13 protein-coding genes are annotated in these 15,484 nt (G+C 69.7%); 8 read left to right on the top strand and 5 right to left on the bottom strand.

The window, feature by feature from the left end; genetic code table 11:
• Window positions 1-342 precede the first annotated feature (342 nt).
• The gene (locus ACYVLP_RS15850; protein ID WP_460628306.1) at window positions 343-2,724 is read left to right on the top strand and encodes an immune inhibitor A domain-containing protein; all 2,382 of its coding nucleotides are present in this window, start codon (window positions 343-345) and stop codon (window positions 2,722-2,724) included.
• Window positions 2,725-2,850: 126 nt separating this feature from the next.
• Here the strand turns inward: ACYVLP_RS15850 and gabT are convergent, their stop codons facing one another.
• Window positions 2,851-4,188, bottom strand: a complete 1,338-nt coding sequence (gabT, locus tag ACYVLP_RS15845; RefSeq protein WP_460628305.1) for a 4-aminobutyrate--2-oxoglutarate transaminase — start codon at window positions 4,186-4,188, stop codon at window positions 2,851-2,853.
• A gap of 287 nt (window positions 4,189-4,475) precedes the next feature.
• Here gabT and ACYVLP_RS15840 point away from each other — a divergent pair, with 287 nt between their 5' ends.
• Window positions 4,476-6,026 (top strand): S53 family peptidase, encoded by a 1,551-nt coding sequence (locus ACYVLP_RS15840; protein ID WP_460628304.1) that lies wholly within the window; start codon window positions 4,476-4,478, stop codon window positions 6,024-6,026.
• Window positions 6,027-6,110: 84 nt separating this feature from the next.
• Here ACYVLP_RS15840 and ACYVLP_RS15835 read toward each other — a convergent pair whose 3' ends face one another.
• The 3 genes from ACYVLP_RS15835 to ACYVLP_RS15825 are packed head-to-tail and all read right to left on the bottom strand — an operon-like array spanning window position 6,111 to window position 7,449.
• A complete protein-coding gene (locus tag ACYVLP_RS15835) occupies window positions 6,111-6,551 on the bottom strand; it encodes a VOC family protein (RefSeq protein ID WP_460628303.1) in 441 nt (146 codons plus the stop codon).
• 2 nt (window positions 6,552-6,553) lie between these two features.
• Window positions 6,554-7,090: an SRPBCC family protein gene (locus ACYVLP_RS15830; RefSeq protein ID WP_460628302.1), complete on the bottom strand. Its 537-nt coding sequence runs from the start codon at window positions 7,088-7,090 to the stop codon at window positions 6,554-6,556.
• Window positions 7,087-7,449: an ArsR/SmtB family transcription factor gene (locus ACYVLP_RS15825; protein WP_460628301.1), complete on the bottom strand. Its 363-nt coding sequence runs from the start codon at window positions 7,447-7,449 to the stop codon at window positions 7,087-7,089. The genes ACYVLP_RS15830 and ACYVLP_RS15825 overlap by 4 nt, the downstream gene beginning before the upstream one ends.
• A gap of 508 nt (window positions 7,450-7,957) precedes the next feature.
• Here ACYVLP_RS15825 and ACYVLP_RS15820 point away from each other — a divergent pair.
• The 6 genes from ACYVLP_RS15820 to ACYVLP_RS15795 all read left to right on the top strand — a co-directional run bounded on the left by ACYVLP_RS15820 (window position 7,958) and on the right by ACYVLP_RS15795 (window position 14,069).
• Window positions 7,958-9,103, top strand: a complete 1,146-nt coding sequence (locus ACYVLP_RS15820; protein ID WP_460628300.1) for an acyl-CoA dehydrogenase family protein — start codon at window positions 7,958-7,960, stop codon at window positions 9,101-9,103.
• Window positions 9,104-9,151: 48 nt separating this feature from the next.
• On the top strand, window positions 9,152-9,928 hold the full coding sequence (locus tag ACYVLP_RS15815) for an SDR family NAD(P)-dependent oxidoreductase (protein WP_460628299.1): 777 nt from the start codon (window positions 9,152-9,154) through the stop codon (window positions 9,926-9,928).
• A gap of 185 nt (window positions 9,929-10,113) precedes the next feature.
• Complete coding sequence (locus ACYVLP_RS15810) at window positions 10,114-10,614, top strand: SigE family RNA polymerase sigma factor (protein WP_452267363.1); 501 nt, start codon at window positions 10,114-10,116, stop codon at window positions 10,612-10,614.
• Window positions 10,611-11,954, top strand: coding sequence for a hypothetical protein (locus ACYVLP_RS15805; RefSeq protein ID WP_460628298.1), 1,344 nt, complete (start codon window positions 10,611-10,613; stop codon window positions 11,952-11,954). The genes ACYVLP_RS15810 and ACYVLP_RS15805 overlap by 4 nt, the downstream gene beginning before the upstream one ends.
• Before the next feature lie 217 nt (window positions 11,955-12,171).
• On the top strand, window positions 12,172-12,666 hold the full coding sequence (locus ACYVLP_RS15800; protein ID WP_460628297.1) for a SigE family RNA polymerase sigma factor: 495 nt from the start codon (window positions 12,172-12,174) through the stop codon (window positions 12,664-12,666).
• Complete coding sequence (locus ACYVLP_RS15795) at window positions 12,663-14,069, top strand: hypothetical protein (RefSeq protein ID WP_460628296.1); 1,407 nt, start codon at window positions 12,663-12,665, stop codon at window positions 14,067-14,069. Before ACYVLP_RS15800 ends, ACYVLP_RS15795 begins: the two co-directional genes overlap by 4 nt.
• A 167-nt stretch (window positions 14,070-14,236) precedes the next feature.
• On the opposite strand, the gene ACYVLP_RS15790 is transcribed toward ACYVLP_RS15795, so the two are convergent.
• A complete protein-coding gene (locus ACYVLP_RS15790; RefSeq protein WP_460628295.1) occupies window positions 14,237-15,484 on the bottom strand; it encodes a nitrate/nitrite transporter in 1,248 nt (415 codons plus the stop codon).

Raw genomic sequence — 15,484 nt, 5'->3', positions numbered from 1 at the left:
GACGGGTGGGGTGGGGCGCCCACTCGACCGGGACGGGTGGGGTGGGGCGCCCACTCGACCGGGACGGGTGGGGTGGGGCGCCCCCTCGACTGGGGCTGCGGGTGGGCCGCCGAGGTGGGGCGCGGCATACACCTGTTTCATCGGAACTCGCCGAGTGCACCCTGAAGAAACCACGAGAATGGGCGATTTGTCCTCTGGCGCTGACGAGCCCGGCGATGGAAGTCTCTCCCTCGGGCTGCGCGGGGAACCGTAGGCCCATCCATCAACCAGGACGTGCGACCTCCGAACGGGGTCGCACGTCGCGCGCACCGGCGGCAACACACCGCCGATCGAGGAGGATCCGTGCGAAGGACGTCAGTGGGGCTGCTCAGCCTCGCGCTGGCAACCGGGGTGGGGGTGACCATCGGAGCGCCGTCAGTGGGCGCTGCGCCGACGGTCGCGCCCGCGGTCAAGGCGGCAGACCAGCAGCCGCAGTCGAGTGACGAGCTGTCGAGCCCGCCCGAGACGAAGCGCAGGGCGCTCAAGGAGGAGGCCCTGAAGGAGGTCATCTCCGGGAAGGTCAAGCCGGAGAAGGTGGGTAAGAGCACCGTCGCCAAGCTCGCCAAGGGCAAGGGTGGCGGCGGCAGCGACGAGTACGTCGAGCTCAGCCGCGAGGGGACTGACAAGATCTTCGTCATCCTCACCGACTTCGGCAACGAGCGCGACCCGAGGTACCCGGACCGCGACACCGACCCGAACACGCCCGGACCGGTGCTGTTCGACGGCCCGCTCAACAACCAGATCCCCCAGCCGGACCGGTCGGTCGACAACTCGACGAACTGGAACGCCAACTACAGCCGCGAGTACTTCCAGAACCTCTACTTCGGTGACGGCGGGACGATCGGCGAGGGTGGCACCCAGGAGACCGTCAAGGAGTGGTACGAGCGTCAGAGCTCTGGCCGTTACAGCATCGACGGCACGGTCTCCGACTGGGTCAAGGTCAGGTACAACCAGGCCCGGTACGGCCGCTCCAACGGCTCACCGTGCGCCAGCAACGTCTGCACGAACACGTGGGCGCTCGTCAACGACGCCGCGAACGTCTGGTACAACGACCAGATCGCCAAGGGCCGCCCCAAGGCCGAGGTCATCGCCGACCTCAAGTCCTACGACCAGTGGGACCGCTACGACTACGACGGCGACGGCAACTTCAACGAGCCCGACGGCTACATCGACCACTTCCAGATCGTGCACGCCGGTGGCGACCAGGCCGACGGCGACCCGTACTACGGCGAGGACGCCATCTGGTCGCACCGCTGGTACGTCAACCAGATCTTCAACGGCACAGTCGGCCCCGCCTTCAACCCGTTCGGTGGCTTCCAGATCGGTGACTCCGGGGTCTGGATCGGCGACTACACGATCCAGCCGGAGAACGGCGGCATGTCGGTCTTCACCCACGAGTACGGCCACGACCTGGGCCTGCCGGACCTCTACGACACGACGACCGGCGCCGACAACGGCGTCAACTGGTGGTCGATGATGTCGCAGAGCCGCCAGGCCGGCCCGAACGACCAGTCCATCGGCTCGCGTGGCTCCGACTTCGGCGCTTGGGAGAAGCTGATGCTCGGCTGGCTCGACTACGACGTCGTCGTCCCCAACGCCCGTCCGGTCAAGACCGAGCTCGGGCCGCACGAGTACAACTCCGCGAAGAAGCAGGCCGCCATCGTCGTGCTGCCGGACAAGACGGTCACCACCGACCTCGTCGCCCTGGCGGTGGGCTCGAAGTCGTGGTGGAGCGGGCGCGGCAACAGCTTCACGCACACCCTGTCGCGTGAGGTGACGCTCGGCCAGGGCGCCGCCACCCTGACGTTCCAGGCCAACTGGGACATCGAGGACTGCGGTCCCGACCCGTGCGACTACGCCTACGTCGAGGTCAAGGACGGCTCGGCTCCGTGGACCGTCCTGGCCGGCTCGATCACCAAGCCCAGCGAGGGCAACGGCATCGACGGCATGAGCTCGGGCTGGGTGCCCGCGACCTTCGACCTGTCGGCCTATGCCGGCAAGACGGTGGGCCTGCGCTTCCGCTACACGACCGACCCGGCCGCCGGCGGCAAGGGCTTCTTCGCCGACGACGTCAAGCTGGTGTCCGGCGGGTCGACGGTGTTCCAGTCCGGTGCCGAGTCGGGCGCCGAGGGCTGGACGGCCGACGGCTTCTCCGCAGTGGGCGCGACCATCGAGGCTGACTACCCGAACTACTACATCGCCTCGCACCGCGACTACGTCTCGTTCGACAAGTACCTGCAGAGCGGCCCGTACAACTTCGGCTGGCTCAACAGCAAGCCCGACCTGGTGGAGCACTTCCCGTACCAGGACGGCCTGCTCATCAGCTACTGGGACCTGTCGCAGTCCAACAACAACACGGGCGACCACCCGGGTGAGGGTCTGATCCTCCCGGTCGACGCGAACCCGACGCCGGTCAAGCTGGCCGACGGCACGTTCCTGCGGGCCCGCGTGGCCGGCTACGACGCGCCGTTCTCCAAGGAGAAGTCGGACTCGTTCGTCTACCACAAGAACGGCGTGGGCTACCCGGTCAACGGTGCCGTCTCGCGCCCGCTCTTCGCGGACAACGCGCAGTTCTGGTTCGCCGACACGCCGTACACCGGCGTCAAGGTGCCGAACAACGGCGTCAACGTCCTCGTCGAGTCGCAGAGCGGCACGTCGATGACGATCAAGACGTGGCTGCGCTGAGGCGGATTCCGTCCTAGCGACAACGTGAGGCCCGCTCCCGACCGGTGGCGGGCCTCACGGCATACGTGGGTTGTTCAGACGGGTTGTTCAGACGGGCTGTTCAGACGGGCTGTTCAGACGGGCTGTTCAGACGGACGCGGCGAAGGCCTGCTCGAAGATGTCGAGGCCCTCGGCGAGCAGCTCGTCGCCCGCGGCGAGCGGGGGCAGGAAGCGGAAGACATTGCCGTAGGTGCCGCACGTGAGGGTGACGAGCCCCTCGGCGTGGCAGGCCTTGTTGATGGCTGCGGTGAGCGCGGCGTTCGGCGTCAGGTCTCCGCCGCCGTTGACGAGCTCGACCGCGAGCATGGCCCCACGGCCGCGGATGTCGCCGATCTGCGGGTACTTGGCTGCGAGCGCCGTCAGGCGCGGCATGAAGATCGCCTCGACCTGGCGAGCCCGGCCGCACAGGTCCTCCGCCTTCATCGTCTCGATCGCGCCGAGGGCGGAGGCGCAGGCGACGGGGTTGCCGCCGTACGTGCCGCCGAGCCCGCCGCCATGGACCGCGTCCATGATCTCGGCGCGCCCGGTGACCCCGGCGAGCGGGAGGCCGCCGGCCATGCCCTTGGCGGTCGCGATGAGGTCAGGCACGACGTCCTCGTGCTCGCTGGCGAACCAGTCACCGGTGCGGCAGAAGCCGGTCTGCACCTCGTCGGCGATGAAGATGATGCCGTTGTCGGTGCACCACTGCGCAACCTGCTTGACGAACCCCGGTGCGGGGACGATGAACCCGCCCTCGCCCTGGATCGGCTCGAGGATGACGGCGGCGACGTTGTCCTCGCCGACCTGCGCGTGGACCTGCTGGACGAAGACGTCGAACGACTCCTTGGCGCAGTCGGCGGGGCCGCCCGGCCAGCGGAACGGGTAGCTCATGGGAGCGCGGTAGACCTCGCCCGCGAAGGGCCCGAACCTGTGCTTGTACGGCATGTTCTTCGCGGTGAGCGCCATCGTCAGGTTGGTGCGGCCGTGGTACGCGTGGTCGAACGCGACGACGGCGTTGCGGCCGGTGTAGTGCCGGGCGACCTTGACGGCGTTCTCGACCGCCTCGGCGCCGGAGTTGAACAGGGCGGACCGCTTCTCGTGGTCGCCGGGGGTCAGCTCGTTGAGCGCCTCGCAGACCAGCAGGTACTCCTCGTAGGGCGTCACCATGAAGCACGTGTGGGTGAAGTCCTGGACCTGCTCCGTGACACGCTCGACGACGCGCGGCGCGGCGTTGCCGACGGTCGTCACGGCGATGCCGGAGCCGAAGTCGATGAGCTGGTTGCCGTCGACGTCGACGAGGATGCCGCCACCGGCCCTCTCGACATAGACCGGCAGGCCGGTGCTCACCCCGGCCGACACTGCGGCCGCCTTGCGTGCGTGGAGGGCGGCCGACTTGGGGCCGGGAATCGCGGTCGTGAGGACCCGCTTCTGGTCGACGTTCGTCATGGGCTCAGTATGCCGTTGGGCGTGCCGGGCCGTATGCCGGTCGGTCGGGGCTGTGGATACCCGCCCGGGTGAGCACTCGGTGCAGGTTGCGCGTTGGATGGGAGCCCGATGGGAGTTTGCCCAGAATCCCTGGTGAACGCTGGTGGCGGCGGCGTGGCGGGGTTTGGCTGAGCGGGTCGACTGTCGGCGCTGACGGTCCGCTCGAGGCTCCTGGCCGAGGGTTCGCGCCGGCCAGCCGAAGGGTCAGATCCACCGATCACGTCCACTCGGGGAGCTTCGGAGAAACCATGATTCACACCCACCCCAGAGCCGTGGCCGCCGCCGGCGCCCTCGCGCTCGCCACACTCGGCCTCGCCACGAGCGGCGCCGTATCAACCGGGTCGGCGTCGCAGGCATCCGCCGCGACCTCGGCCTCCGCCGCGAAGGCCGCCTACCCGGCCCTACGGCCCTCCGTGTCCGACTACCAGCAGATCTCGACCTCGACGACACCGCCGACCCAGGCGCAGTGCATCTCGGTCGGGCGCCGCTGCTTCACGCCCACCTCGACGCGGGCGGCATACGACGTGCAGGCACTCATCGACCAGCACCAGGACGGCCGGGGCATCACCATCGCTGTCGTGGACTCCCACGGCAGCGACACGATGGCCCACGACCTGCATGTCTACGACCAGGCCTTCGGTCTGCCGCCGATGTGTGGTGAGGAAGGCGTGAGCTGTACGGGCAACATGCCGACGTTCAGCCAGCTGGCACTGCAGGGCACACCCGCGACCAAGGCGCCGCCGTCCAAGAGCAACAGCCCCGGCCTGCAGGACAAGTCGGCCTGGGCCCTCGAGGTCTCGCTCGACGTGGAGACGGCCCACTCGATGGCGCCCGGGGCCAACATCCTCCTCGTCACCACGCCGAACTCCGAAACCCTTGGCGTGCAAGGCTTCCCGCAGATGATGGCGGCCGAGCAGTACGTCGTCGATCACCACCTGGCCAACGTCATCACGCAGAGCTTCGGCTCGGCCGAGGACGCCTTCGGGAGTGCGAAGTCACTGCTGAACCTTCGGCACGCGTTCATCTCCGCCGCACAGAACGGCGTCACGGTGCTCGCATCCTCCGGTGACGACGGTTCCTCGGGCACGATGAAGGCGCCGGTGGGCGGCCCCAACGCCGGGCCGGTCATCCCGGTCCCCGTCGTCGGCTGGCCGGCCTCCGACCCGCTCGTCACCGGCGTCGGCGGCACCTACCTGTGCACCGACGCGCTCGCGACGTCGGGCCGCGTGGTCGACAGTGCGCACCCGCCGACCGCCTGCACGAGCCACCCCGGCGCTGCCGAGGTCGGCTGGACGTTCTCCGGTGGTGGTTTCAGCCACGTGTTCGACAAGCCCGACTACCAGGCGACCCTTCCGGCTCAGAGCACGCCGATCGGGACCAAGCGTGGCGTTCCGGACATCGCCCTCCAGGCGAGCGCCGGCACCGGTGCTCTGGTCTACCTGACGCTGCCCCCGGACGGCCTGAGCGGCCTGATCTGCGGCTCAGCGCCGTGCAGCACGGGCTGGTACGACATCGGCGGCACATCGCTGTCGAGCCCTGAGTGGGCCGGTCTCGTCGCCATCGCCGACCAGATCAACGGTGGCGGGCTGGGACCGATCAACGACGGTCTCTACCGGATCGGCAGCGACGCCGGACGGTATGCCGCGGACTTCCACGACGTGACGCTCGGCAACAACACCGCCGCGGCCGGGGTCCCGGGCTACCCGGCGACGACTGGCTGGGACCCGGTCACCGGGCTCGGGACGCCGGACGCCGCCGTCCTCCTGCCGGACCTCGTCAACGCGGTGCACGGCCACTGACGACGCCCGCCCCGAATGCAAGACTGATCCGCAGACGGAGATTCGTCTGCGGATCAGTCTGCGATCGGTCTGCGTGTCGGCGGCTCAGAGCTCGACGCCCTCGCCGAAGCGGCCGCGGTACTCGTGCGGGATGAGCGGCTTGTCGGCGCGCACCGTGAGCTGCTGGACGGCCCACGAGTTGCCGTCGGGATCGGAGAAGCCGAAGAAGGTCCCGCCATCGCGAGGGTCGATGACCGTGATCTCCGAGCACTCGACGCCCCGGCCGACCAGCTCGGCGCGGGCCGCCTCTGCATCGGCGACGACGAGCTGAACGCCCTTGAGCGAGCCGGGGGCCATCTCGTTCTGCGCGGGCAGGTTGCCCAGGACGATCGAGCAGCCCGAGCCCCGGGGCGTCAGTTGGGCGAAGTGCATCTCGCCCATCTCGGTGTTGTGGTCGAGGTCGAACCCGACCTGGTCGCGGTAGAAGGCGATCGACGTGTCCAGGTCGCTGACCGGCACGATGACCACCTCGAGGGTCCAGTCCACGATCAGGCTCCCGTGGCGTCAGCCGTGGCGTCGGCCGTGGCGCCCGCGAGCAGGGCGTCGAGGCGTGCGTACCCCTGGGTGAGCCCTTGGTCCATGCCGCTCTGGGTCATGGCATCGCGCGACTCCTGGTTGGGGTAGACCGAGTGGATCCGCAGGCGGGTGCGGCCGTCGCCGAGGTCCTCGAAGACGAGCGTCTCGAGGGCGACGACGTCCGGGACCATCTCGAACTCGAAGGTCTGGATCGCCAGCTGGTTCTCCCGAACGGCGTGGAAGACACCGTGGAAGCCGAACGCCTCGCCGGCCGGGTTCGTGTGGACGTAGCGGTAGCCGCCGCCACTGGTGAAGTCGTAGCGGTCGATCCGCATGTCGTAGCCGTCCGGGCCGAGCCACTGGCAGATCTTCTCGGGGTCACGGTGCGCCTCGAAGACGTCGGCCACGGGTGCGTCGAACTCGCGGGCGATGTCGAAGTAGAGCTCGCCCTCGGGGGCGGAGATGGACAGAGAGTTGGCGGTGCTGGGGGTGCTGGGCGTGCTGGTCACTGCGGGTCACTCCTTGGTGGTGTCGGTTGCGAGGACGTCCCCTCGGCGAGGAGGGCGTCGAGCTTGCGGTACTGCTGCTCGTGGATGAGGCGGTAGCGGTCGATCCAGGCCGTCAGGGCCTCGAGCCGGGCTCCGTTGAGATGGACCGGCCGGCGCTGCGCCTCACGGGTGCGGGTGACCAGGCCGGCGAGCTCGAGCACCTGGATGTGCTTGCTCACGGCCTGCTTGCTGATGTCGAACGGCTCGGCGAGCTCGTTGACGGTGAGCGGACCCCGGCTGAGCCGGGCCACGATCGCGCGACGAACCGGGTCGGCGAGGGCCGCGAACGCGCGGTCCAGCTCGGCCTCGGACGTCGGCACGAACAACATTGTCAATCAACTCCTTGATCAATCAGTTGATTGATTACAACACCTCAGCCCGCCCCCGTCAACCCCCACGCGTCCCCCGAATCTCCACGTCGAGTGGGCGCCCCGTCCCACCAGCCCCGCCAGCCCCGTGACCAGAGTGACCGAGCGCTCCACTCGTCGAAAGGTGGCCGCCCGCGAAACTCGAGTGGGCGCCCCGTCCCACCAGCCCCACCAGCCCCGTGACCAGAGTGACCAGAGTGACCACACGGCCACTCGACGAGAGGGGTGAGCGTCCCGAAACGCCCGGTCGAGTTAGTCGAGTGGGCGCCCCGTCTCACCAGCCCCCACCAGCCCCGTGACCAGAGTGACCAGAGTGACCGAGCGCTCACTCGACCGGAAGGGGGCGACGCTCGGGGGCCATGGAAGGCCGAGGAACGCTCCGACCGGAGCGCGGTCCGCACCCAGCTCCGACCTTTCTCGCCCTTTGGTCAAAAATGCTCGGACGTCCTAGTATCTGGCCATGCCAGCAACGCGGCTGATGCCCACCGACGACGCAACGGACCTCATCGAGCTCACCCGCGAGATCTGCCGCAAGGACCTCGCCCCCGAGGTCGACGACGCCGAGCGGGCTCGGGTGTTCCCGGAGGAGACCTTCCGGACGCTCGGTCGTGCGGGCCTGCTGTCACTGCCCTACCCGGAGGAGTTCGGCGGCGCCGACCAGCCCTACGAGGTCTACCTCCAGGTCGTCGAGGAGATCGCCTCGGTGTGGATGAGCGTGGCTGTGGGGGTCAGCGTCCACAGCCTGACGGCATACCCGGTGGCGACGTACGGCACCCGTGAGCAGCAGGAGGCCCTGCTGCCCGACATGCTCTCCGGCGAGCACCTCGGCGCGTACTGCCTCTCCGAGCCGCTCGCCGGCTCCGACATCGGCTCGATGACGACCCGGGCGACCCGCGACGGCGACGGCTGGTCGCTCAAGGGCACGAAGGCCTGGATCTCCCACGCCGGCCACGCCGACTACTACACGACCTTCGCCCGCACGTCCGACGACGGCGGCAAGGGTCTGTCGACCTTCGTCGTGCCAGCCGACGCTGCCGGCCTGACGTTCGCCGAACCGGAGAAGAAGATGGGCCTGCACTGCGACCCGGTGGCGCAGGTGATGTTCGACGGCGTGAAGGTGGACGGCGCACGCCTCGTCGGCAAGGAGGGCGACGGCATCAAGATCGCGCTTGCGGCACTTGACTCGGGCCGGCTCGGAATCGCTGCTGCCGCAACGGGACTCGCGCAGGCAGCCCTCGACGCTGCCGCAGGTTACGCGAAGGAGCGGGAGCAGTTCGGCCGACCCATCGCCGACTTCCAGGGCATCGCGTTCCTCATCGCCGACATGGAGGCAGCCGTGACCTCCGCACGCGCCACCTACCTGCACGCCGCCCGGCTGCGCGACGCCGGGCGCCCGTTCAGCAAGGAAGCAGCGGTCGCCAAGCTCGTCGCCACCGACGCCTCGATGCGGGTGACGACCGACGCAGTGCAGGTGCTCGGCGGTGCCGGATACACCGAGGACTTCCCCCTCGAGCGCTACATGCGCGAGGCCAAGGTCACCCAGATCTTCGAGGGCACCAACCAGATCCAGCGCCTCGTCATCTCTCGACACCTACTCGCCCGCTGACCAGCCCCTGAGCCACCCCAGCACGCCGAAGACCCGAAAGGCCTTGCCATGCAGCTGAACTCGTCCGCAGTCGCCATCGTCACGGGAGGCGGGTCGGGCCTCGGCGGGGCCACGGCACGGCGTCTCGTCGCCGACGGTGCTCGCGTCGTCATCCTCGACCTCGAGGGGTCGGCAGCGCCCGCCCTCGTCGACGAGCTCAACGCGAGCCGCTCTGGCAGCGCGGTGTTCAGCCCGGCCGACGTCCGCGACGAGGAACAGGTCCAGGCGGCGGTCGCGACCGCGAAGGACCTCGGTGAGCTTCGCGTCGCCGTCAACTGTGCCGGAGTTGCGACGCCCGGCCGGGTCGTCGGCCGCGGCGGCCCGCTCGCGCTCGACACCTTCCGCACCGTCGTCGACATCAACCTTGTCGGCTCGTTCAACGTCATGCGCCTCGCAGCCGCGGCGATGCTCGACAACGAGCCGCTCGAGGGCGACCGCGGGGTCATCGTCAACACCGCCAGCATCGCGGCATACGACGGTCAGATCGGGCAGGCTGCGTATGCCGCGAGCAAGGGCGGAATCGTCGGGCTCACTCTGTCAGCCGCTCGAGACTTGGCGGACAAGGCGATTCGCGTCATGACCATCGCCCCGGGCACGTTCGAGACGCCGATGCTGGCTGGTCTGCCCGGCGAGGTGAAGGAGATCCTCGAGAAGCAGGTCCCCCACCCGTCGCGCCTCGGCAACCCGGAGGAGTACGCCAGCCTGGTCCGTCACATCGTCGACAACCCGATGCTCAACGGCGAGGTCATCCGCCTCGACGGCGCGCTCCGTATGCCGCCGCGCTGACTCCCAGCACACACTGACCCCGGCGCCCGGTCGAGCTCACTGCTCGGCCGGGCGTTCCCCTTTCGCCGGCACGTATCGGGCAGCCCCTGGACGGTCTCTGAGAGCCAGCACAACGTTCGATGACAACCGGATGAGGTGCCAGCGCGTTCAGAGAGCATCACGCCCGACCGAACAGGGGAACGTCAGTGTCAAGCACCGAGCGCGAGGCCGACTTCACGGCATACGTGCGCGCGAGGCAGAAGTCCTTCGCACGGTTCGCCTACCTGCTCACCGGTGACCCGCACAACGCCGAGGACCTGGTCCAGTCGGCGCTGGCGAAGGTGTACGGCCACTGGGACCGCGTGAGCACAGTGGAGTCGCCCGACGCCTACGTGCGCAAGGTCATGGTCAACGAGCACACCTCGTGGTGGCGCCGCCAGTGGCGGCATCGCGAGCGCACCGACAGCGACCTCATCCGCGTGATCGACCCGGCGGCGGTGCCGGACGTCGCTCACGACGGCGATCTCTGGGCCCAGGTCCAGAGCCTCGCGCCACAGCAGCGTGCGGCCGTGGTCCTGCGCTTCTACGAGGACCTCAGCGAGGCCCAGACGGCGGAGATCCTCGGCTGCTCCGTCGGCACCGTCAAGAGCCACACCAGCCGGGCGATCAGCTCCCTGCGCGGCAAGATGAAGGAAGTCACGTCATGACCACCACTCCCGAGCGCGAGTACGAGCTGCAGGCGTTCCTGCGCCAGCGCGCCGAGAAGGTCGACGTGCCGGGCGACTTCGCTCCGCTGGCCATCGCGACGCGGCGTCGGACGATGCGCAACCGAGCCGTGCTCGGTGCGGTCGCGGCGGTGGCCGTGGTCGCGGTCGCCACCCCCGCCGTCTGGTCTCGGCAGGGGCCTGGCCCGTCGCCCGCCCCAGCCATCACGACTCCCACATCGTCCAGCTCCGGGACGAGCAGCGTGCCGACGGAGACCGCCCCGACGACGCCGCCCAGTCGGTCGGCGACCGGGACGAGTAGTCCGCCGGCCACATCTACCCCTCCGCCGGCCAGCCAGCCGGCCGCAGCACCGACCAAGGACTCGAACGCCTCGCCCGTGAACGCACAGGAGCTGGGGTTCGGCCCCCGGGACGGAAGCCCAGAGGCGGCATACGCGGTGGGTGACGTCCTTTACTTCCGTGGGGCGGAACGACGACTTCCGGTCGCGTCCGGCATCCAGTACCTCGCGATGCTCGCGCAGGACGGGGTGCTCGTCCACGCTCCCGCCCAGGGGCGCACCCGGCCGACGTACGTCATCGACTCCAACGACGCGATCGTCCTGCGGCTGTCGGACGTCCAAGACATCAAGGCCAGCGGAGACGGCACCCGGTTCACGACGGTCGACGGGACGGGCAGGATTCGCCTCCGCGACGCGCGGGGCGCGGTCCTCGCGTCGCTCGCGGTCGGCGACCCGAATGTGACCGTCCGGGGCTTCTTCGGCGATGCCGTCTACTTCGTGGTCGTCGACGGGTCCGGCCACTCGAAGACCCGCGCCTGGGATCCAGCCAGCGGCAACACCCGCGACGTCACGTCCGGCAGCATCGTGGACATCAGCGAGCTCAAGGGTCTGGCGATCCTGTGGCCCGAGCAGGACTACGACCCCGGGCACACCTGCTACGGCATGTTCGACCTCGCCGCGGGTCGCGTCAACTGGTGGTCGTGCGGCTCGTTCGCCCCGACCCACTTCGGCGGCGGCGGAAACATCGTGGTCGGCCCCGAGGTCGCCGACGGCGCCGGCACGACCGGCTTCAAGTCGGCGCGCACGGACGACGGCAGGATCGAGGGACGGGTGACCCTCACCGGCGGGGCATGGTCGCCGTCGTGGACTGCTGACGACGCCAAGGGCCTGACCTTCACGCTGCTCGACCGTGAGGCGCCCACGCGCCAGGCCCTCGCCGCCTGTTCCTTCCCGACCCCATGCTCGATCGACTCGCTGCCCGCGAGCGTGACCGCCGCGCAACGCGACACCTACGACTGGCCGATCGTGCTGGCCGACAACTGAACCCAAGCCGCCGCAACACACCCGGAAACCTGCAGGTGCGCATGGTTGCAACTATCGCGACCTGACGACATCCGGGTGTGTTGCGGGGTGGCGCGCGGGGGGACTGCGAGGGACTGGACGGCATACGTTTTCCGGGACCGAGGCAACCTTGACGCGGCGCCGATGCGTCATGGGGGCAACGGGTCCGCAGGGGGACCCGGCCGAGGAGGCTCACACCATGCAGGGACACGAGGAGGACTTCGCCGCCTTCGTCCGCGCGCGGCAGAACGCCCTCGTGCGCTTCGGCTACCTCCTCACGGGTGACCGGATGAGCGGCGAGGACCTCACCCAGACAGCCCTCGCCCGGCTCTACCTGAAGTGGGACACCATCCGCCAGACCGAGGCCATCGAGGCCTGGGTCCGCCGAGTCATGGTCAACGAGCACGCGAGCTGGTGGCGCCGGGCGTGGCGGCACCGTGAGCGTCTCGACTTCGACACCGCCCACTCGGACTCCAACGCCGGCCCCCAGTCCGCGCCATTCGACGACGACCTCTGGCGGCAGGTGCTGGCCCTGCCACCCCGACAGCGCGCCGCGATCGCACTCCGCTTCTACGAGGATCTCAGCGAGGCACAGACCGCTGAGATCCTCGGCTGCTCGGTCGGCACCGTCAAGAGCCAGACCCACCGAGCCCTGGCGGCGCTCCGGACCAAGCTCGAGGAGGTCCCCGCATGACTACCGACCCGACCGGCTTCCGGCCCGACGACCTCGAGGCCCGCCTCGGCGCGGCCCTGCGCGGCCGCCTCGACACCGTCTCCGCATCGACCGACCTCACCGGCCCTTCCGTGGTCCGCTCCCGTCGCATCCGGCGCACCCGCACCATTGCCACGAGCGTGGCCGCCACCGTTGCTGCCCTGGCCGTGGCCACGCCGCTGGCCTGGAGCAGTCTGCGCTCCCCCGACGAGCCGCCGTTCGTCCCCGGCACGACCCAGCCCGCAACCGGGCAGAGCTCGGTCCCGACCCAAACCACACCCCCGCCCACCTCGGGGCCCGCGACCAGCACCCCGCCGACGAGCACGTCGGGGACCGCCGGCACCTCCACGGCCACCGGGCAGCCGCCCACGGGCCCAACGGGATCCGGCGTCACCGCTGCCGACAACAACCGCCCGCCGGTGCGGACGGTCAGCCTCGCGTCGAGCGCGCCGAGCGGCCCGGCTCCGGACACCGCTTGGACCCAGGGCAAGACCCTCCACCGTGGAGGCACTTCGGCGACTCTCGACGTCGGCGACCCGTGGTCGTACGTGCCGCTGAGCGCGGGCCGGGGCGTCGTCATCGACTCCACGCCGGGTCAGCCGGAATCCCTTCGCATCGTCGGACCGGACGGATCCACGGTGCGCAAGCTTGCGGACCTGCCCATCGGTCGCTCCGCACAGGTGAAGGCGAACGACTCCGGCACATGGTTCACGGTCTACGCCGGGGTCTACGGCAGCCGCCCTGACGCTGGGTCCGACGCCCGCATCACGACCTACACCGTCGACGGCGCGGTCATCGCACAGAAGGACAACCTTCGCCGCGACGTCACCCTCGTCGGACTCGTCGGCAACAAGGTGTACCTCGCCAACAGCAACGTCGACCGCAGCTACGTCTGGGACCTCGACAGCAACGTCATCGACCGGTACACCGACTCCGGAGTGCTCAACGCCGTCAACGAGGCCGCCGGCCGTGGCGCCCTGTGGACACACGACGCGAACTTCACCACCGGGTGCACCGAGATCCTCGACCTCGCCACGAAGCGGACCATCGCCGAAAGCTGCGGGCGGTTCGTGCCCGACGGGTTCTCGGACGACGGAGACCTGCTCGTCGGCTACCCCATCGGCGCCGACGGCTTCGGTGCCCCCCAGGTGGACGTGCTGGACGTCGCCACCGGCCGGATCAGCCTGCGCATCGCGGGGGCGGTCTTCCCGCAGCTGAGCGTGTTCCTGCCCGACGGGAGGGTCGGCGTCAACGTGGTCAGCTACGCGACACCCACCGCGAGCAACAGCCTTCAGGCGTGCTCGCTGGACGCCAGGTGCACCTCGTGGGTCGACACCGTGCCCATGCCCAACGACCTGGAGACGCCGTACCGGCTCCCCCGCTAGGGCCCGTGCCCGTCGTATCCCCAGGTCGAGTGAGCGCCCCGTCACTCTGGTCACACGAGGCCGTGTGTGCCGTGTGCCTGGTGGGACGGCGCGCTCACTCGACTTCGGGTGGGGCGTGGGGCGGGTGGGACGGGGCGCCCACTCGACTTGCGGGGGCGGGTGAGCGGTCAGGCGGTCTTGGTGGCGCCGGTGGCCGCAGCCGAACCGGTGCGATCCTTGTCGCGGATGCCGGCGTAGGTGAACACCAGCGCGCCCGCGGCGACGACGGCGAGGAGGACCAGGCCGAGGCCGTAGCCGGCGAAGACCTTCTCGAAGGTCGCGCCCATGACCAGCGGCGGGAAGTACCCACCGAGGCCACCGGCGGCACCGACGAGGCCGGTCACCGTGCCGACGCGCTCGGCCGGCGCACGCTGCGCGACCCAGGCGAACACGCCGCCGGTGCCGAGGCCGAGGAAGAAGGCCATGGCGACGAACGAGATGCCGGCCGGCACCTCGAGCGGCGGTTCGAAGGCGAGGACGACGGCGAGGACGGTCGTGCCGGCCAGTGAGATCCCGAGCACCGAGCGCGGCCCGATGCGGTCGGACAGTATGCCGCCGAGCGGGCGGGCGACCACGGCTGCGATCGCGAAGCCTGCCGTGCGGGTGCCCGCGTCGGTGAGGTTGAAGGAGTAGATGTCCTTGAGGTAGGTCGGCAAGTAGGTCGAGAAGGCCACGAAGCCGCCGAACGTCACGGCGTAGAGGAACGCCATCTGCCAGGTGACCGGCAGGGCGGCCGCGGCACGCAGCTTCGGCATGACCGGGTCGGTGTTGGACTTCCAGAGCGGAGAGTTCCGCATGCCGAACCAACAGATGGCGGCCACTGCGACGAGGGCGACCGCGATGATGATGTGCGTCGCGGTGTAGCCGAACCACTGGACGAACCGTGGCGTGAAGAACGCCGAGAGCGCGGTCCCGCCCATGCCGGCGCCGAAGAGCCCGGTGGCGAACCCGCGGCGGTCGGCCTGGTACCACGCGTTGACGAACGGGATGCCGATCGCGAACGTCGTACCGGCGATGCCGAGGAAGAAGCCGACGACGAGCATCATGCCGTAGGAGCCGATGTTGCCGGCGACGGCGAGCAGGAGCACGAAGGGCACCGTGACCAGCGTCATGATCGGGAACATCAGACGCCCGCCGTAGCGGTCGGTGAGGGCACCAACCGGGATGCGGCCGATCGACCCGACGAGCACCGGCGTGGCCACGAGCAGCGCCTTCTGCGTGCTCGACAGGTGCATCTGCTCGGTGTAGCGCACCCCGAGCGGGCCGACGAGGTTCCAGGCCCAGAACGTGATGGCGAAGGCCAGCGTTGCGAGGCCGAGGTTCTTGCCTTGGCCCCGGAGGTCGGGCACCACGGCAGTGCGGGCGGATTGGGTCAT

The sequence above is a fragment of the Intrasporangium mesophilum genome (assembly GCF_054783095.1).
Note: the sequence above shows the minus strand (reverse complement) of the source record. Positions and strands in the feature narration are given on the sequence as shown.

Coding starts and splice junctions, on each gene's coding strand:
- gabT (WP_460628305.1), bottom strand. CDS start 4,188: ATGACGAACGTCGACCAGAAGCGGGTCCTCACGACCGCGATTCCCGGC.
- ACYVLP_RS15840 (WP_460628304.1), top strand. CDS start 4,476: ATGATTCACACCCACCCCAGAGCCGTGGCCGCCGCCGGCGCCCTCGCG.
- ACYVLP_RS15820 (WP_460628300.1), top strand. CDS start 7,958: ATGCCAGCAACGCGGCTGATGCCCACCGACGACGCAACGGACCTCATC.
- ACYVLP_RS15815 (WP_460628299.1), top strand. CDS start 9,152: ATGCAGCTGAACTCGTCCGCAGTCGCCATCGTCACGGGAGGCGGGTCG.
- ACYVLP_RS15805 (WP_460628298.1), top strand. CDS start 10,611: ATGACCACCACTCCCGAGCGCGAGTACGAGCTGCAGGCGTTCCTGCGC.
- ACYVLP_RS15800 (WP_460628297.1), top strand. CDS start 12,172: ATGCAGGGACACGAGGAGGACTTCGCCGCCTTCGTCCGCGCGCGGCAG.
- ACYVLP_RS15795 (WP_460628296.1), top strand. CDS start 12,663: ATGACTACCGACCCGACCGGCTTCCGGCCCGACGACCTCGAGGCCCGC.
- ACYVLP_RS15790 (WP_460628295.1), bottom strand. CDS start 15,484: ATGACCCAATCCGCCCGCACTGCCGTGGTGCCCGACCTCCGGGGCCAA.